This window comes from Streptomyces sp. NPDC005496 (assembly GCF_042872045.1).
GTDB lineage: Bacteria > Actinomycetota > Actinomycetes > Streptomycetales > Streptomycetaceae > Streptomyces.
On the sequence record NZ_JBIAJQ010000001.1, the window covers coordinates 548,512 to 565,263 of the forward strand.

The following is a 16,752-nucleotide window of genomic DNA, read 5'->3' on the forward strand; positions in this document are numbered from 1 at the left end:
AGGCCGTGCCCTTCTTGCTCTGCTACTTGGTCCGCCCAAGTATCGAACACGGGGAGCGTGCACGTGTTCATCGGGTACCGCGCGCGGTGTACTTCTCGAGTGCGGGCACGTCCTTCTCGGTGATGATCTGCGGGCCGGTGAGGACGGGCTTGCCGCCGCCGAGGGTGTTGGCGTTGTAGGCGTTGAGCCACAGCTCGTCGACGGCGAGGTAGCCCTGGAGGTAGGGCTGCTGGTCGACGGCGAAGCCGACCTCCTTGGCCTTGAGCCGCTTGACGACCTCCGCGTTCAGGTCGAAGGTGTCGATCTCCGCCTTGCTGCCCGCGTCCTCCTTGGCCTTGACGGCGAGGGCCGCGATCGGGGCGCCGAGCGTGACGACGGCGTCGATGTCCTTGGACGCCTGGAGCTTCGCCTCGATCGCGGACTGGGCGGAGGGGGCGTCGGTGCCCTCGACGTTGATGTTCTCCACCGAGCCGCCGAAGGTCTTCTTGACGCCCGCGCAGCGCTGCTCCAGGGAGACGTTGCCCTGCTCGTGGATGACGCACAGCGTCTTCTTCAGGTTGCGTCCGCTCAGCTCCTCGCCGACCGCCTCGCCGGCCACGGACTCGTCCTGGCCGATGTGCGAGAGGGCGCCGAAGTCCTTGGAGAACTCGGAGCCGGAGTTGATGGTGACGACCGGGATGCCGGCGGTGCGGGCCCTGGCGAGGACGTCCTTCATGGCCTCGGGCTTGGCGAGGGAGACGACGATGCCGTCGACCTTCTTGTCGATGGCGGACTGGACCAGCTCGGCCTGTCCCTTGGCCTCCTTGTCGTTGGAGTACAGGAACTGCACGTTGTCCTTGGCCGCCGCCTGCTTGGCGCCGCTCTGGACGATGTCCCAGAAGGTGTCGCCGGCGCCCGCGTGGGTCACCATGGCGATCTTCAGCCGGGGGGTGTCGACGGACTTGCCGCCGCTCGCGCCGCCGCCCGAGTCGTCCTCGGAGTCCTTGCCGCCGGAGCCGCTGCACCCGGCGGCGAGCGCGATCACGGCCAAAACCGCTGCTGCTGTTCGGGCTGTACGCATCCTGGGACCACCCTCTCTCGCGCCGCCCCGTTGCGGCTGAGGGGAGTTCTAGCCTCGGCCCCGCGCACCCGTCAATGGGTTTGTCAGAACATTCTTACGATTGAGATTGACGGACTCCCGGAGCCCTCCGCGGCGACGCCCACGACGGCGCTCAGGGCCGTACGAGGAGCTGGAACTCGAAGGAGTAGCGCGAGGCGCGGTAGGTGTGCGAGCCGAACTCGACGGCGCGGCCGGTGTCGTCGAACGTGGTGCGCTGCATGGTGAGCAGGGGCGCGCCCGCGGGCTCGCCGAGCCGTTCGCCCTCCTCGGCGGTGGCGGCGCGGGCGCCGACGGACTGGCGGGCGCTGTGCAGGGTGATGCCGGCGGCGCGCATCAGCCGGTAGAGGCCGGTGGCCTCCAGGCGGTCGCTGTCCAGCTGGAGCAGGCCGGGGGGCAGGTGGTTGCAGAGGTACGCCATCGGCTCCCCGTGCGCGAGGCGCAGCCGTTCGACGCGGTGCACCTCGCTGTCCTCGGCGACCCCGAGCGCGGCGGCGACCTCGGCGGACGCGGGTTCGAGGACGTTGTGCAGGACCCGGGTCGCCGGGCGCTGCCCCGCCGCCTCCAGGTCGTCGTACAGGCTGCTGAGTTCCAGTGGGCGCTTGACCTGGCTGTGCACGACCTGGGTGCCGACACCTCGGCGCCGTACGAGCAGGCCCTTGTCGACGAGGGACTGGATGGCCTGGCGGACGGTGGGCCGGGACAGGCCGAGCCGTCCGGCGAGTTCGATCTCGTTGCCGAGCAGGCTGCCCGGGGTCAGGGTTCCGTGCTCGATCGCGGCCTCCAGTTGCTGCGACAGCTGGAAGTACAGCGGGACCGGACTGCTGCGGTCGACGCTGAGCTGGAGCGACACGGTCGGGTCCACATCTGGTTTCGGCACGGCCCGAGCGTAGCCGCGGGGAATGATGACGGGAAGTTCTGAAGTTCGATTGTCAGGACAAACCATTGACAGGGTGCGGGGTGCGCCCTCAGTTTGTTCCCATGCGCATCGGACTTATCGGAACGGGTCGTATCGGTACATTTCACGCGACCGCTCTCACCCGCCATCGCGAGGTCGGCTCCCTCATCGTCACGGACGCGGACAGCGCGCGGGCGCACGCACTCGCCGACCGGCTCGGTGCCACGGTGGCCCCCGGCACGGACGAGATCTTCACCTGGGGCGTGGACGCCGTGGTCATCACCGCGGCGACCGCGGCCCACGCCGAGCTGATCGGCCGGGCTGCACGCTCCGGTCTACCGGTGTTCTGCGAGAAGCCCATCGCCCTCGACCTGCCGGGCACGCTGGCCGCGCTCGCCGAGGTCGACGCGGCCGGGACGGTGCTCCAGCTCGGCTTCCAGCGCCGCTTCGACGCGGGCTACGCGGCGGCGCGCGAGGCGGTGCGCGCCGGCCGGCTCGGGCGGCTGCACACGATCCGGGCGATGACGTCGGACCAGTCGCCGCCCCCGGCCGCGTACCTCCCGCTCTCCGGCGGGCTGTACCGCGACTGCCTGGTGCACGACTTCGACATGGTGCGGTGGGTGACCGGCCGCGAGGTGACCGAGGTGTACGCGATGGGGTCCGACGCGGGGCCGGCGATGTTCCGCGAGGCGCACGACATCGACACGGCCGCGGCCGTCCTCACCCTCGACGACGGCACGCTCGCCACCGCGACGGCGACCCGGATGAACGGCGCCGGCTACGACGTGCGCATGGAGCTGGCCGGCGAACTGGACCAGATCGGTGTCGGACTCGACGACCGTACGCCGATCGCCTCCACCGAACCGGCCGGGCCACCGGCCGCGGACAAGCCGTGGACCGGTTTCCTGGAGCGCTTCGGACCCGCGTACGAGGCCGAACTCACCGCCTTCGTCGAGCTGGTGCGCGGCGAGCGCACCAACCCGTGCGACGGCCGGGAGGCCCTGCACGCGCTGCGCATCGCGGAGGCCTGCGAGCTGTCCCGCCTCGAACACCGCCCGGTACGCCTCGCGGAGATCCCGGGCGGCAGGAACTGAGGGTCTGTCCGGGCCTCAGGGGGTGTCCTCCTCCAGGAGGCCCGCGTCGTACGTCAACAGGGCTATCTGCACGCGGTTGTTGAGTCCGAGCTTGGCGAGGATGCGGGAGACGTGGGTCTTGACCGTGGCGACGCTCATGAAAAGCTCGGCGGCGACCGAGGCGTTGGAGCCGCCCCGGCCGACGGCGACCGCGACCTCCCGCTCGCGGTCGTTGAGGGTGTCGATGCGCCGGCGGGCGGCCGAGCGGCGGGTGTCGGCCGGGGCCCCGGCGGCGTGCTCCATCAACTGCCGGGTGACGGCGGGCGAGAGCACCGGGTCGCCGGCCGCGACGCGACGCACCGCCTGGAGGATCTCGGCGGGCGGGGTGTCCTTGAGGACGAACCCGGCGGCCCCCGCGCGCAGCGCCCGCAGCACCTGGTCGTCGGCGTGGAAGGTGGTCAGGACGATCACCTGGGGCGCGTCCGGGCGGCCGCGGAGCCGCTCGGTGGCGGCGAGTCCGTCCACCGTGGGCATCCGGATGTCCATGAGGACGACGTCGGGCCGGGTGCGGTCGACGAGCGCGCCGACCTCGGCGCCGTCGGCGGCCTCGCCCACGATCTCGATGTCGTCGGCGCCGCCCATCATGAAGGACAGGCCGGCCCGTACCAGGGGGTCGTCGTCGACGAGAAGCAGTCGGATCGCAGTCATGGCCCTACCGTAGTGAGGCCGCCCGGCCGGGCGGCCCCTCCCGTCAGCCGCGCAGGGCGACGCCGTAGCGGGTGCGCAGCCGCTGGACCTCCCACCAGACCACCGCCGTCACCGACGCCGGTCCCCCGAGCAGGGAGCAGGCCTGCACCAGGGGCGGCCCGGGCGGGGGTCCGCCCATCACCAGGCCGATGACGGCGAACTCCCAGACCAGGACGCCGGTGAGCAGGGCGGGCAGCGCCGCGTGCACCGCGGCGGTGTTGAAGGCGCTGCGGACGGCGGGGCCGGTGGCGAAGACGACGAACAGCGCCGCCCACAGCATCGGCACCATCAGCGCGATCGCGGTATAGCCGGCCGCGTCGGGCCCCGCGACCTGCTGGACGCCGTAGGCCCCGAGACTCAGCAGCGGCACGGCGGTGAAGGCGCCGATGTAGCGGACCGCCGACCTGCCCGCGGCCCGTAGCCGCACCCGCATGCTGTCCTTGGCGGCCGGTGACGCCCAGCGGAACAGCATCGCGACGACGACGGGCGTGCTCAGCAGCAGGAGCCAGGGCGTGACGATCAGCCGGAACATGAACTGCTCCTCCGCCTGGGCCATGTCCTCCGGCCTGCCGTACGCGACGAGGATGACCACGGACATGAGGGTGGCGAGCCAGGCGCGCGTCTTCTGCACCCGCATCACCTCGGGGTCCTCGATCCGGCGGTGGCCCCGCGAGGGGAAGATCCGCCGGGCACTGCGGCGCGCCGAGCGGGCCAGCGGGTAGCCCAGCACCACGGGCAGGAACACGGCCCAGGTGCACGGGATGAGCAGCAGCGACCAGGCGCAGCCGCGGATCCTGCCGCCGAGCAGTTCGCGCAGCGGGGGCCACTCGTCCTCGCGCAGCCGCTGCCACACGGACTGCGGCGGTCCCGGCGGGAGGTACGGCGGGTACGGTCCGGGCTGGGGCGGCCAGCCGGCCTGTTGCGGCACGTACGGCCCCGGATGCGGGGGCCACCCTCCCTGCGGCGGGTACGGGCCGGGCCCCTGCGGATACGGCCTCGGTGGCGGCGGCCGGTACGGATCGTGTCCCCCGAAAGTCACGCTGCGGTCCTCCTGATGCGCGAGTGCTGGGTGTTCCGCAGCCAGTCAACTGCCTCGCCCGCGCCGGGACATGAGGTTGCGCGTCTTTGCCCGGCGCGCGCCCGTGGATACGCTTCGCGCGCCCCCGGAGGGTCGCCCCGCACGCGGCACGAGCGCCCCGCTCGCGGGTGGCGGTGGGGCCGCGCCCGCGCCGGGGCGGTCTCAGCTCCAGGGCAGCCAGGCCCGTACCTCGAACCCGCCGTCCTCCCGGCCGCCGTGGTCGAGCCGGCCGCCCGCCAGCGTCGCCCGCTCGGTCAGGCCGATCAGCCCCTGGCCGGAACCGGGCACGGCCGGGACCGGGCCCACGGGCGCGGGGTTGCTCACGCGGACGGTGAGCCCGTCGCCCGGGGCACCCGCGACGGACACGCTGACCTCGGCCCCGGGTGCGTGCTTGCGGGCGTTCGTCAGGCCCTCCTGTGCGATGCGGTACGCGGTGCGGCCGACGGAGGCGGGGACGCCGGCCGGGTCGCCGACGCGGTGGTCCAGGTGGACCTTCATACCGGCGTCGCGGGACTCGCGGACGAGGGCGTCGAGGGCGGACAGCGTGGGCTGCGGGCGCCCCGACGCGTCGCCGCCCTCGTTCGCCCGCAGCACGCCGATGATCTCCCGCAGGTCCTGGAGCGCCTCGTGCGCGCTCTCCCGGATCACCCCGGCGGCCCGCGCGACCTCCTCCCGGGGGGCGTCCGGCCGGAACTCCAGGGCGCCCGCGTGCACGCTGAGCAGCGTGAGCCGGTGCGCGAGCACGTCGTGCATCTCGCGCGCGATGGACTCCCGGGCGAGCCGCTGCGCCTGCTCGGCCCGTAGCTCCGCCTCGGTCTCCGCCCGCCGTGCCCGGTCCCGCAGGCTCAGCAGCAACTGCCGCTTGGACCGGACGAACATGCCCCAGCCGACCACGGAGACGGTCACCAGCACGGTGAGGGCGACCGCGGCGGCGTAGGGCAGGTCCGGGTCGGGGCGCAGCCAGAAGACGAACGGGACGAGCGACAGTGTCACCCCGGCGACCCAGCCCACGTACGGGAACGGGCGGTGCACGGCGAGGGTGAAGAGGACGACCATGCCGGCGCCGCTCGCCGTGTTGGAGAGCAGGCCGACCGGGACCATCGCCACGGCGAGCGCGAGGGGCCACCGGCGGCGCAGCCACACCGCCGCGCAGGCCAGGGCGCCCAGCCACTGGTCGGCGACGGCGAGTCCCGGCGGGATGTTCGGGTCCCCGGACACGGTGTCCGCGGCGAGCAGCCCGATGACGACGGCGAGCAGGAAGCAGCCGAAGTCGACGATCCAGTCGCGCACGGTGCGGCGCGGCCGGCCGGAGCGCCCGGTGCGGTCGGGGCCGGCCTCGGCGGTCAGGGCGGACGGCAGCAGCCAGCGGGGCCCGGGCAGGGGGCGCGGCTCCGGCACCATCCGCTCCGGCGTCCCCCGCGCCGCGAGCGCCGGATGTCTCTTCCTCACGGTCGACGAATCTACGCAGGCGCGGCCGCGCACACCCTCCCCCGGGACCGATCGCCTCCCTAAGTCGCGGCGTTCCGCGACTTTCGGCGAACTCCCCCTGCCCCGGGCGCGACTTCGGTCGCGCGGATCCCGCCCCGCGGCCGATGAGGTCCGGAGTGTCGCGGGGCGAGGATCGCCGGGTGAAAAGGATTCTGGAGGTTCTCGGCTTCGTCGCCCTGGTGCAGGGCACCGTCGGTCTGGTGCAGGAGGTCACGGGCCTGCTGCGCGGCTGGGGTCTCGTGCAGCGGTTCGGCCTGTTCGACGGTTACGAGATCTACGCGAGCGTCGCGCTGCTCGTGCTCTCGTTCGCCCTGTTCGCGGCGGCGGAGAGCGGGTAGGCCCGGCCGGACGCCGGCCGGTCCGTGCCGGGTGTCGCGGACCCAGGGTGCCTCAGCCCGCGTTCGTCGAGAAGAGACCGCCCGTCGGGCCCTGCTTGTCGCCGCCCTGTGCCTTGCGCAGGGCGTTGGCGAGGCTCTCGATCGTGAGGGACTGGAGGATGACGCTGCCGTTGCCCTCCAGGGTCGCGAGCGAGAGTCCCTCACCGCCGAAGACGGCGTTCATCAGCCCCTGGCGGTTGAGTCCGCCGATGCGCTGGACGCCGTACGTGATGCCCTCCTCGAAGGCGACGACGCACCCGGTGTCGACCTCGATCCGGCCCCCGAAGTCGGCGGGGTTCAGGTCGATGAAGTTGCCCGCGCCGGCGATGATCACCGTGCCCCGGCCCGTGAACTTCTCCAGGACGAAGCCCTCGCCGCCGCTGCGCCCGGTGCGTCCGCCCTGGAAGGCGATACCGAAGTCCACGGTCGACTCGGCGGCCACGAAGGCGTCCTTCTCGGCGAACCACGCGCGCGTGCCGTCCAGCTCCAGGGCGCGCATCTCGCCCGGCAGCACGCCCGCGAAGCCGACGGTGCCCTCGCCGCCCGCCGAGGTGAAGTACTGGAACGCGAGCGACTCACCGGCGAGCGCGCGCTGGCCGGCCTGCATGGCGGTACCCACGGCCTGGCGCAGCATCCCGCCCATGCCGCCGCCCGCGCCGGGCTGCCCGCCGCCGCCCGAGGGACCGGAGAGGCGGGTCTCCATGGTCACGTTCGTGGTCTTGAAGAGGAACTTTCCGGCCTCGCAGTACACGGTCTGGCCGGGGGCCAGGTTCACGACCGCCATCTGCATGGCGTTGCCGACGATCTCTCGCTGAAGGGTCACGAGAGGAGAACGCACGAAACGGAGGGAAGAGTTCCGGTCAGTTCGGTGTCCGTTCCCCGCCAGCACCCGGCCCGGCCGGCCGCTGGGATGGAGCCATGACTTCTTCGACGACTGCACGGACGCAGGAACCCGCGGGCGGACCGCTGCGCGGCAAGGTGGCACTGGTGACCGGCGGCGGGCGCGGGATCGGGGCGGCGACGGCGCTGCGGCTCGCCCGGGACGGCGCGGACGTGGCCCTCACCTACGTACACGACAAGGAGGCGGCCGAGGCCGTCGTACGGGAGGTCGCGGCGCTCGGGCGGCGGGCGCTCGCCCTGCGGGCGGACTCCGCGGACCCGGCCGAGGCCGCCGGGGCGGTGGGCCGCGCGGCGGACGAGCTGGGGCGGCTCGACGTGCTGGTCAACAACGCGGGCGTGGGCCTGATCGGTCCGCTCGGCTCGCTGTCCCTCGCGGACGTGGACCGGGTGCTCGCCGTGAACGTGCGCGGGGTCTTCCTGGCGTCCCAGGCCGCCGCCGCGCGCATGGAGCGGGGCGGGCGGATCGTCACCGTCGGCACGTGCATGACGCAGCGCGTGCCCGGGCCCGGCGGCACGCTCTACGCGATGAGCAAGTCGGCGCTGGTGGGACTGACGAAGGCGCTCGCGCGGGAGCTGGGCGAGCGGGGCGTCACCGCGAACATCGTCCATCCGGGGCCGGTCGACACCGCGATGAACCCGGCGGACGGGCCGTTCGCGGCGGGGCAGGTGGCGTTGACCGCGCTGGGGCGGTTCGGGTCGGCCGGTGAGGTGGCGTCCGTGGTGACGTTCCTCGCCGGAAGCGGGGGCTCGTTCGTCACGGGGGCCGAGTACTCCGTGGACGGCGGGCACGCCGCGTAGGTACGACCCCGGGGAGCCTCTCCATCCGGGGGTGTGCCACCCGGCCTGCTTTTATCGGGCGTCGCCCCTCGGGCTCGGGGTGGGGTTTCTTCGCCCCCTCCGCCCCTTCCCGTCCCGACACGGGGCTCCGCCCCGGACCCCGCTCCTCAAACGCCGGAGGGGCTGGATTTTCACGCCGGGGGGCTGAATTTTGACGCCGGAGGGCTGGATCCCGGAGGGGCTGGATCGTCGGTCCGGCCCCTCCGTGGGTGGGGTCAGCCGCCGAGTTCGCGGTGGCGGGAACCGAGGCGAGTGGCGCCCTCCTCCGTGAGGGAGCCGAAGAGCCTGAGCCGGGAGATGCCGCCGTCGGGGAAGATGTCGACGCGCGCGTGGGTGGCGACGACGGGTGCGTCGAGGACGAAGCGGTGGTCGGTGTCGGGCTGGAGGCGGGTGCGCGGGAGGATCTCGGTCCACCCCCCGCCGTCCGCCCCGCTCGTGTCGTCGGGGTCGTTCCTGACGGAGACCGAGGCCCAGCCCGCGGAGTTGCCCTTCAGGTAGGCCGTGTCGATCTCGATCGCGCGGATCTCCGACTGGGCGGCGAGCCGGTAGCGGATCCAGTCGTTGCCGGTGTCACGGCGGCGGCGGGTCTCCCAGCCGTCGTCCATCTTGCGGGAGCGGCCCGGCTGGATGGTGTTGGTGGCGGGCGAGTAGAAGCGGTCGGACGCGTCCTCGACCTGGCCGCCGTTCTCCAGGGCCACCACGTCGAAGGCGCCGAGCACGGAGAGCCACTTCGGGTCCGGCACGACCTCGCCGTACACCCGCAGGCGGGCGATGCCGCCGTCCGGGTGCTGGTTGACCCGCAGGTGCGTGAAGCGCTGCTCCACGGAGACCGCGAAGCCGTTCGCCGCGTGGCCGCCGACCGCCGTGCGCGGCACCAGGGTCGTCCACTTCACGTCGTCCCCGAGCAGTTCCTCGGGCGACGGGGACCCGGCGACCGAGGTGCCCTCGACCGACACGGCCTGGGGGTAGTTGCCGCGGAAGTGGGCGGTGTCCACGACGATGCCGCGCACGACACCGGGGGCGCCGAGGCGTACGAGCGCCCAGTCGTGGTCCTCCGCCGTCGGCCACGGGTGCCCGGCCGAGGCGCCGCGCCGGCGGCGGGTCTCCCAGCCGTCCATGATCTTGCCCTTGTGGCCGAAGTGCTCGGGGTCGAACTCGGCGCGCTCCGGCACCAGGAGGTTCTCGCGCTGGGCGAAGAACTCGTCGTTGGCGGCGATGACACCGGCGCCCAGCTGCCGGTCGGCGAGGTTGGCGTACTGGGTGAAGGGGAGGTCGACCGTGCGGTAGTCCGCGTACGGGTCGCCGCCGCCGTAGGGGTTCGCGTCGCCGGTGAAGCCGGTAATCGCCGTCACGATGATCAGATCTGCCTTTCGGGAGTGTCGGGAGTCGGCTGCCGCGGGTGCGGGCGCGCGGAGTCGGTCAGGGGTGCCGGGTGAGGAGCCGCCCGGCGGGCTCGGAGAAGCGGCCGTCGGCCACGATGCGCTCGCCGCGCAGCCAGGTGGACCTGACGACGCCGCTGAGGGTGCGGCCCGCGTAGGCGGTGACCCGGTTGCGGTGCTGGAGCTCGGCGGGGTCGACGGTGAAGGTCGCGTCCGGGTCCAGGACGGCGAAGTCGGCGTCGCGGCCCGGCTCGATGGCGCCCTTGTGGCCGAGGCCGACGAGTTCCGCCGTGCGCGTCGACATCCAGCGGACCACGTCCTCCAGTCCGTGCCCGCGCCTGCGGGCCTCGGTCCACACCGCGGACAGGCTCAGCTGGAGGCCGGAGATGCCGCCCCACGCGGTGGCGAAGTCGTCGGTCTTGAGGTCGGCCGTGGAGGGCGAGTGGTCGGTGACGACGCAGTCGACGGTGCCGTCGGCGAGCGCCTGCCAGAGCAGGTCCTGGTTGGCGGACTCGCGGATGGGCGGGCAGCACTTGAACTCGCTGGCGCCGTCCGGGACCTCCTCGGCCGTGAGGGTGAGGTAGTGCGGGCAGGTCTCGACGGTGATGCGTACGCCCTCGGCCTTCGCGGCGGCGATCATCGGCAGCGCGTCGCTGGAGGACAGATGCAGCACGTGCACGCGCGCGTCGAGGCGCCGGGCCTGCGCGATGAGGTTGCCGATGGCGGTGTCCTCGGCGTCACGGGGGCGCGAGGCGAGGAAGTCGGCGTACTTCCGGCCGCCCTTCTGCGGGGCGGCGGCCAGGTGGTGCGGGTCCTCGGCGTGCACGATGAGGAGGCCGCCGAAGCCGGCGATCTCCGCGAGGGACTGGGCGAGCTGCTCCTGGTCCAGCTCCGGGAACTCGTCCACGCCCGAGGGCGACAGGAACGCCTTGAAGCCGAAGACGCCCGCGTCGTGCAGCGGCCGCAGGTCCTTGACGTTGCCGGGCAGGGCGCCGCCCCAGAAGCCGACGTCGATGTGCGCCTTGGGCCGGGCGACGTCCTGCTTGGTCCGCAGGTGGTCGACCGTGGTGGTGGGCGGGAGGGAGTTGAGCGGCATGTCGACGAGGGTGGTGATGCCGCCGGCCGCCGCGGCGCGCGTCGCGGTCCAGAAGCCCTCCCACTCGGTGCGGCCGGGGTCGTTCACGTGCACGTGGGTGTCGACGAGTCCGGGCAGCAGGACGTCGTCGCCGAAGTCCTCCAGGCGGGCCCCGGCGGGCACTTCGGCGTCGTGCGCGCGTACGGCGGTGATCTTCCCGGCGGCGACGGCGACCGAGGCGGCACGCGTCCCTTCCGGAGTGATGACGCGTGTCGAGCGCAGCACCAGTTCGACGTCGGACACCCGGACCCCTCTCTCGGACGCTGTTCACTTCCACGGAACGGAATTCAACGTTCTGTTGAAGGAGTCTTCACTCCCGCCTCCGCGCCGTCAAGAGCCCGCGTCTCCACTGTGCGCCCGATCGGCCGCACTCTGGACGTTTCCACAAGGCGGAATTAGAATTTCAACAGGCAGAACGTAGCTACGCACAACCGGAGAGCCGACCGACCGCCGGGTAGGCTGCCTCTCTGCCCGCCTGCCCTCGAAAGGACCGCGCCGTGCCGACGTCCAGCGCCAGCGACGCCCCCGCACAAGCCGCCGCCAAGTCTTCCGCCGCCAGCGGTGGTGTCCAGTCCCTGGAGCGCGCCTTCGATCTGCTGGAGCGGATGGCGGACGCGGGAGGCGAGGTGGGCCTGAGCGAGCTCTCCGCCAGCAGCGGGCTGCCGCTCCCCACCATCCACCGCCTCATGCGCACACTGGTGGCCTGCGGCTACGTACGCCAGCAGTCCAACCGGCGTTACGCGCTCGGCCCCCGCCTCATCCGCCTCGGCGAGTCCTCGGCCCGGCTGCTGGGCACCTGGGCCCGCCCCTACCTCGCCCGCCTGGTCGAGGAGACCGGCGAGACCGCGAACATGGCACTGCTCGACGGGGACGAGATCGTCTACGTCGCCCAGGTGCCGTCGAAGCACTCGATGCGGATGTTCACCGAGGTGGGCCGCCGGGTGCTGCCGCACTCCACGGGCGTGGGCAAGGCGCTGCTGGCGCACACGCCCGACGACGAGGTGCGCTCGCTCCTCGCCCGGACCGGCATGCCCGCCGCCACCGAGAAGACGATCACCACGCCGGACGGCTTCCTCGCCGCGCTGGAGGAGGTCCGCCGGATCGGCTACGCGGTCGACGACAACGAGCAGGAGATAGGAGTCCGCTGCCTCGCGGTCTCCGTACCCAACTCCCCCACCGCCGCCGCGATCTCGATCTCGGGCCCGGCCGGCCGCGTCACCGAGGCGGCCACGGACAAGATCGTCCCCGTGCTCCAGCAGGTGGCACGGGAGCTGTCCGAGGTCCTGGCGAGCTCGGGTTCGCCGGCCTGACGGAGCCCCGGCACGCTCACCCCCGGCGCCCGCCTCCCCGAGGCGGGCGCCGCGGCGCGCCCGGGGGAAGCCCCCTCGGCCCGGACCGACGGCTCACGGCGGGACATACGGCGTTCAGCGCCGCGGCGGGGTCCCGAAGAGCTCCACCGCGCCGCGCACGTCGGCGAGTCCGGCCGCGAGGGCGCTGACCGAACCGATGGCACCGGCGATCAGCAGCAGGGAGCGGCGCAGCCGCGGGATCTCGGGGGCGCCACCGACGGCCATCGCGGCCAGGGCGGCGAGTTCGTCCTCGGCGATGCCGCGGTCGGGGAAGTCCGCGGGGAGGGCGGCGAGTTCACGGCGCAGCCGGGACACGGCGGACCGCAGTTCCGCCACCCTCGGATCCTCGCCGCTGCCGGTCACCGGCCTCTGCCCCAAGCTCCGCAACACAGCTCTCCCCCCTCGCACGCCGTTGTGCGAAGCCCTACGTCTTTCGGCCCAACTCGCCCTGGGGCGTTGGTCGGACGCCGGAGGGACGCGGGCCAGTAAACGCCACCCGGCGCGCTCCGCGCCACTCCGCGGACGGAAATTCAGCCCCCCGGCACCGTGTGCCCCGCACGCCCCGGGAGCACACCCGGGCGGGGTCGGGTATGCAGGGGTCATGACGGAGAAGAAGGAACAGGTCACGGGCCTGCTGCTGGCGGCCGGGGGTGGCCGGCGGCTCGGAGGGCGGCCCAAGGCGCTGCTGCCGTACCGCGGACGCCTGCTCGTCGAACACGCGGTCGACGTCCTGCGGGCGGGCGGCTGCGCCCGCGTCCACGTGGTGCTGGGCGCCCGGGCCGCCGAGGTCCGTGAGCGGGCCGCGCTGGAGGGGTGCGTTCTCGTGGACAACCCCGCCTGGGAGTCGGGCATGGGCACGTCGCTGCGGGCCGGCCTCGACTCGCTCGCGGACACCGGGGCGGAGGCGGCGCTGGTCGCACTGGTCGACCAGCCGGGCATCGGGGCGGAGGCGGTGGCCCGGGTGCTAGCCGCGTACACCTCGCCGCGGACGCTCGCCGCGGCCTCGTACGGCGGGGAGCGCGGCCATCCCGTCCTGTTCGGCGCCGGGCACTGGGCGGGTGTCGCCGCGACCGCGACCGGGGACCGCGGGGCGCGCGCCTATCTCGGGACGCACGAGGACGCGATCACTCTCGTGGAGTGCGGCGACGTGGCGCGGCCCTTCGACATCGACACCGCGGCGGACCTCGTCCACCTGGAGTGAACGGGGTGGCACCGAGCGCCACCTTCTGTCGACCCGGAGAATCTCGACATCAACAAACCATTGAACTTCCACCATGAGGAAACTAGTATCCACTGCTCAGAAGCGCCCGACCGTTCCGAGGGCGCCGTCCGTCGCACCCGGGGGCCCTGGCACCCAGTGCCGCGGCGCATGGGCTCCTCACGTGGTTCGCCTCAGAGGTCCGTGAGAAGCCGTACCCGTGAGAAGCCCGCAAGCCCCCTCGTACGCAGCTCGCTGAAGGAAGTGACAGCTCATGTCCGCACCAGCGCCGTCCCCGCTGGCCATCGTCGACGCCGAGCCCCTGCCCCGGCAGGAGGAGGTCCTCACCGACGCGGCCCTCGCCTTCGTGGCCGAGCTGCACCGGCTGTTCACGCCGCGGCGTGACGAGCTCCTCGCCCGCCGTGCGGAGCGCCGCGCCGAGATCGCCCGCACCTCCACGCTCGACTTCCTCCCCGAGACGGCGGCCGTCCGCGCGGACGACTCCTGGAAGGTCGCCCCGGCTCCGGCCGCGCTGGACGACCGCCGGGTCGAGATCACCGGCCCCACGGACCGCAAGATGACCATCAACGCCCTGAACTCGGGCGCCCGGATCTGGCTCGCGGACTTCGAGGACGCCTCCGCGCCGACCTGGGAGAACGTGATCCTCGGCCAGCTCAACCTGACCGACGCCTACGAGCGCCGGATCGACTTCACGGACGAGCGCACCGGCAAGTCGTACGCCCTGAAGGACAACGCCGAACTGGCCACCGTCGTGATGCGCCCGCGCGGCTGGCACCTGAACGAGCGTCACCTCGTCGACGGCGACGGAACTCCCGTGCCCGGCGCGCTCGTCGACTTCGGCCTGTACTTCTTCCACAACGCCCGGCGGCTCCTCGACCTCGGCAAGGGCCCGTACTTCTACCTCCCGAAGACGGAGTCGCACCTGGAGGCCCGCCTCTGGAACGACGTGTTCGTCTTCGCGCAGGACTACGTGGGCGTCCCGCAGGGCACCGTGCGCGCGACCGTCCTGATCGAGACGATCACGGCGGCGTACGAGATGGAGGAGATCCTCTACGAACTCCGCGACCACGCCTCCGGGTTGAACGCGGGCCGCTGGGACTACCTCTTCTCGATCGTCAAGAACTTCCGTGACGGCGGCGCCAAGTTCGTCCTGCCGGACCGCAACGCGGTCACGATGACCGCCCCGTTCATGCGGGCGTACACCGAACTCCTCGTGCGCACCTGCCACAAGCGCGGCGCGCACGCGATCGGCGGTATGGCGGCCTTCATCCCCTCGCGCCGCGACGAGGAGGTCAACAAGGTGGCCTTCGAGAAGGTCAAGGCGGACAAGGACCGCGAGGCCGGCGACGGTTTCGACGGCTCCTGGGTCGCCCACCCCGACCTGGTCCCCATCGCCATGGCCTCGTTCGACAAGGTCCTCGGGGACCGGCCGAACCAGAAGGACCGGCTGCGCGAGGACGTGTCCGTGGCGGCCGGCGACCTGATCGCGATCGACTCGCTCGACGCCAAGCCCACCTACGACGGCCTGGTCAACGCCGTCCAGGTCGGCATCCGCTACATCGAGGCCTGGCTGCGCGGACTCGGCGCGGTCGCGATCTTCAACCTGATGGAGGACGCGGCCACCGCGGAGATCTCCCGTTCGCAGATCTGGCAGTGGATCAACGCGGGCGTCGAGTTCGAGAACGGCGAGAAGGCCACGCCCGAGCTGGCGCGGAAGATCGCCGGTGAGGAACTGGCCGCCATCAGGGCCGAGATCGGTGACGAGGCGTTCACGGCCGGCAACTGGCAGCAGGCCCACGACCTGCTGCTCCAGGTGTCCCTGGACGAGGACTACGCCGACTTCCTGACCCTGCCGGCGTACGAGCGGCTCAAGGGCTGACCTCCCGAGCGGCAGCGCGCCCCCGGTACCGCACGGCACCGGGGGCGCGCTCGCGTCCGCGGGTCACTTCTCGGAGTGGCCGAGGCTCCTGTCCGGGGCCACCAGGTCCCTGACCAGGCGCTTCACGGCCGTCGGCTCCGGGAAACCCTGCTCGCGGCGGTCCCAGACGACCTCGCCGTCGACCCGGACGACGAAGACGCCGTCCGTGCCGGGCTTCAGCGACAGCTCGGCCAGCTCGGTCTCGAAGGTGGTCAGGAGCTCCTGGGCGAGCCAGGCGGCGCGGGGAAGCCAGCGGCACTGGGTGCAGTACTCGATCTGGACGCGGTGCGGGGAGGTCACGGGTTCAGGGCTTCCTTTCCAGGTGCACGGACCAGTCCTGCTCGGCGGCCGGTTTGCCGTGCAGGTCGGGGACCCGCTTGAGCCAGTCCGGCCGGCCCCGCTGCGTCCTGGCCGCGCGGTGGGCGTCCTCGGCGGCGAGCTGCTCGCGGGTCGGGAAACCGGTGGGGAGCCAGGCGGCGGAGGCCCGCACACGCGCGTGGAGGTAGCGGACGTACGCCTCGCGCACCTCGTCCGGGCCGGCGAAACCGGGCTCGTCCGCGAGCCACGCGTCCGGCACCCGCCCGGCGACCTCGCGCAGCAGCTCCTCGGTCACCCGGGGAGCCAGTTCGGCGTCGGCGGCCCGCAGGTCGGGCGCGAAGCCGCCCAGCGCGTGGTGGCGGAAGTCGTACGCCTTCTCGGGCGAAGAGGCGTCCCAGCGGTGGTGGAAGACGAGGGCCGCGCCGTGGTCGATCAGCCACAGGCGCGGCGGGGCGACGCCGAGGGTGGGCCAGAGCATCAGGTTCGAGCTGTGCACGGTCCGGTCCACGTTGACCGTGAGGGCGTCCAGCCAGATCACCCGGCCCGCCTCCAGCGGGTCGACGGCGGCCTGCTCCGCGATCTCGGGTGTGAAGTCCCGCGCTCCCGACAGGTAGTCCATGCCGAGGTTGAGGCCGGCGCTCGCGTGCAGCAGGTCCTGGACCTCCCGGTGCGGCTCGTGCGCGGCGACGGCCGGGTCGAAGTGGGTGAGGACGAGCTCCGGGATCCGCAGGCCGAGCGCGCGCCCCAGCTCCCCGACGATCACCTCGGCGACGAGCGCCTTGCGGCCCTGCGCGGAGCCGGTGAACTTCACGACGTACGTCCCGAGGTCGTCGGCCTCGACGACTCCGGGCACGGAGCCGCCCGCCCGCAGGGGGGTCACGTATCGGACGGCGGTCACTTCGCGCAGCACACGCCAACTGTAGATCAGGCGCCCGCGGCG

General features: G+C 72.9%; 17 protein-coding genes. 6 read left to right on the top strand and 11 right to left on the bottom strand.

Annotated features, from left to right (window positions below):
* Positions 1-67: 67 nt before the first annotated feature.
* Both ACFYQQ_RS02600 and ACFYQQ_RS02605 read right to left on the bottom strand, forming a co-directional pair.
* Positions 68-1,060, bottom strand: a complete 993-nt coding sequence (locus ACFYQQ_RS02600) for a sugar ABC transporter substrate-binding protein (RefSeq protein WP_355782844.1) — start codon at positions 1,058-1,060, stop codon at positions 68-70.
* Between the two features lie 151 nt (positions 1,061-1,211).
* Entirely contained in the window at positions 1,212-1,949 is a 738-nt protein-coding gene (locus tag ACFYQQ_RS02605; protein ID WP_355782853.1) for a GntR family transcriptional regulator, read from the bottom strand.
* A 128-nt stretch (positions 1,950-2,077) separates the two neighbouring features.
* On the opposite strand from ACFYQQ_RS02605, the gene ACFYQQ_RS02610 reads away from it, so the two are divergent.
* Positions 2,078-3,088 (top strand): Gfo/Idh/MocA family oxidoreductase, encoded by a 1,011-nt coding sequence (locus ACFYQQ_RS02610; protein ID WP_355782846.1) that lies wholly within the window; start codon positions 2,078-2,080, stop codon positions 3,086-3,088.
* A gap of 15 nt (positions 3,089-3,103) precedes the next feature.
* On the opposite strand, the gene ACFYQQ_RS02615 is transcribed toward ACFYQQ_RS02610, so the two are convergent.
* The 3 genes from ACFYQQ_RS02615 to ACFYQQ_RS02625 all read right to left on the bottom strand — a co-directional run bounded on the left by ACFYQQ_RS02615 (position 3,104) and on the right by ACFYQQ_RS02625 (position 6,293).
* On the bottom strand, positions 3,104-3,775 hold the full coding sequence (locus ACFYQQ_RS02615) for a response regulator transcription factor (RefSeq protein WP_355782849.1): 672 nt from the start codon (positions 3,773-3,775) through the stop codon (positions 3,104-3,106).
* A 43-nt stretch (positions 3,776-3,818) separates the two neighbouring features.
* On the bottom strand, positions 3,819-4,742 hold the full coding sequence (locus tag ACFYQQ_RS02620; protein WP_355782851.1) for a hypothetical protein: 924 nt from the start codon (positions 4,740-4,742) through the stop codon (positions 3,819-3,821).
* Positions 4,743-5,054: 312 nt separating this feature from the next.
* Complete coding sequence (locus ACFYQQ_RS02625; protein WP_356166993.1) at positions 5,055-6,293, bottom strand: histidine kinase; 1,239 nt, start codon at positions 6,291-6,293, stop codon at positions 5,055-5,057.
* Positions 6,294-6,520: 227 nt separating this feature from the next.
* Between ACFYQQ_RS02625 and ACFYQQ_RS02630 the strand changes: the two genes are divergently transcribed.
* A complete protein-coding gene (locus ACFYQQ_RS02630) occupies positions 6,521-6,718 on the top strand; it encodes a hypothetical protein (RefSeq protein WP_355789475.1) in 198 nt (65 codons plus the stop codon).
* 52 nt (positions 6,719-6,770) lie between these two features.
* Here ACFYQQ_RS02630 and ACFYQQ_RS02635 read toward each other — a convergent pair whose 3' ends face one another.
* Positions 6,771-7,580, bottom strand: coding sequence for an AIM24 family protein (locus tag ACFYQQ_RS02635; RefSeq protein WP_356166782.1), 810 nt, complete (start codon positions 7,578-7,580; stop codon positions 6,771-6,773).
* Positions 7,581-7,675: 95 nt separating this feature from the next.
* Between ACFYQQ_RS02635 and ACFYQQ_RS02640 the strand changes: the two genes are divergently transcribed.
* Positions 7,676-8,455 (top strand): SDR family oxidoreductase, encoded by a 780-nt coding sequence (locus ACFYQQ_RS02640; protein ID WP_388903050.1) that lies wholly within the window; start codon positions 7,676-7,678, stop codon positions 8,453-8,455.
* A gap of 254 nt (positions 8,456-8,709) precedes the next feature.
* Here ACFYQQ_RS02640 and alc read toward each other — a convergent pair whose 3' ends face one another.
* Entirely contained in the window at positions 8,710-9,846 is a 1,137-nt protein-coding gene (gene alc / locus ACFYQQ_RS02645) for an allantoicase (protein WP_355790574.1), read from the bottom strand.
* Between the two features lie 67 nt (positions 9,847-9,913).
* Positions 9,914-11,251 (bottom strand): allantoinase AllB, encoded by a 1,338-nt coding sequence (gene allB, locus ACFYQQ_RS02650; RefSeq protein ID WP_355790576.1) that lies wholly within the window; start codon positions 11,249-11,251, stop codon positions 9,914-9,916.
* A 254-nt stretch (positions 11,252-11,505) separates the two neighbouring features.
* Between allB and ACFYQQ_RS02655 the strand changes: the two genes are divergently transcribed.
* Positions 11,506-12,318 carry an IclR family transcriptional regulator gene (locus tag ACFYQQ_RS02655; RefSeq protein ID WP_356166794.1) on the top strand — a complete coding sequence of 271 codons (813 nt, stop codon included), beginning with the start codon at positions 11,506-11,508 and terminating at the stop codon, positions 12,316-12,318.
* 114 nt (positions 12,319-12,432) lie between these two features.
* Here ACFYQQ_RS02655 and ACFYQQ_RS02660 read toward each other — a convergent pair whose 3' ends face one another.
* Positions 12,433-12,747 (bottom strand): DUF5955 family protein, encoded by a 315-nt coding sequence (locus ACFYQQ_RS02660; protein WP_356166797.1) that lies wholly within the window; start codon positions 12,745-12,747, stop codon positions 12,433-12,435.
* A 211-nt stretch (positions 12,748-12,958) separates the two neighbouring features.
* Here ACFYQQ_RS02660 and ACFYQQ_RS02665 point away from each other — a divergent pair, with 211 nt between their 5' ends.
* Entirely contained in the window at positions 12,959-13,558 is a 600-nt protein-coding gene (locus tag ACFYQQ_RS02665; protein WP_355786408.1) for a nucleotidyltransferase family protein, read from the top strand.
* 271 nt (positions 13,559-13,829) lie between these two features.
* On the top strand, positions 13,830-15,455 hold the full coding sequence (gene aceB, locus ACFYQQ_RS02670) for a malate synthase A (RefSeq protein WP_356166800.1): 1,626 nt from the start codon (positions 13,830-13,832) through the stop codon (positions 15,453-15,455).
* 63 nt (positions 15,456-15,518) lie between these two features.
* On the opposite strand, the gene ACFYQQ_RS02675 is transcribed toward aceB, so the two are convergent.
* Positions 15,519-15,794: a SelT/SelW/SelH family protein gene (locus ACFYQQ_RS02675; protein WP_355785145.1), complete on the bottom strand. Its 276-nt coding sequence runs from the start codon at positions 15,792-15,794 to the stop codon at positions 15,519-15,521.
* Positions 15,795-15,798: 4 nt separating this feature from the next.
* Positions 15,799-16,722: a HipA family kinase gene (locus ACFYQQ_RS02680; RefSeq protein ID WP_355785148.1), complete on the bottom strand. Its 924-nt coding sequence runs from the start codon at positions 16,720-16,722 to the stop codon at positions 15,799-15,801.
* Positions 16,723-16,752: the final 30 nt, after the last annotated feature.

Bases quoted from the DNA above. Each gene is read 5' to 3' on its own strand.
- ACFYQQ_RS02600 (WP_355782844.1), bottom strand. From the start codon at position 1,060: ATGCGTACAGCCCGAACAGCAGCAGCGGTTTTGGCCGTGATCGCGCTC.
- ACFYQQ_RS02610 (WP_355782846.1), top strand. From the start codon at position 2,078: ATGCGCATCGGACTTATCGGAACGGGTCGTATCGGTACATTTCACGCG.
- ACFYQQ_RS02615 (WP_355782849.1), bottom strand. From the start codon at position 3,775: ATGACTGCGATCCGACTGCTTCTCGTCGACGACGACCCCCTGGTACGG.
- ACFYQQ_RS02625 (WP_356166993.1), bottom strand. From the start codon at position 6,293: ATGGTGCCGGAGCCGCGCCCCCTGCCCGGGCCCCGCTGGCTGCTGCCG.
- ACFYQQ_RS02640 (WP_388903050.1), top strand. From the start codon at position 7,676: ATGACTTCTTCGACGACTGCACGGACGCAGGAACCCGCGGGCGGACCG.
- ACFYQQ_RS02665 (WP_355786408.1), top strand. From the start codon at position 12,959: ATGACGGAGAAGAAGGAACAGGTCACGGGCCTGCTGCTGGCGGCCGGG.
- aceB (WP_356166800.1), top strand. From the start codon at position 13,830: ATGTCCGCACCAGCGCCGTCCCCGCTGGCCATCGTCGACGCCGAGCCC.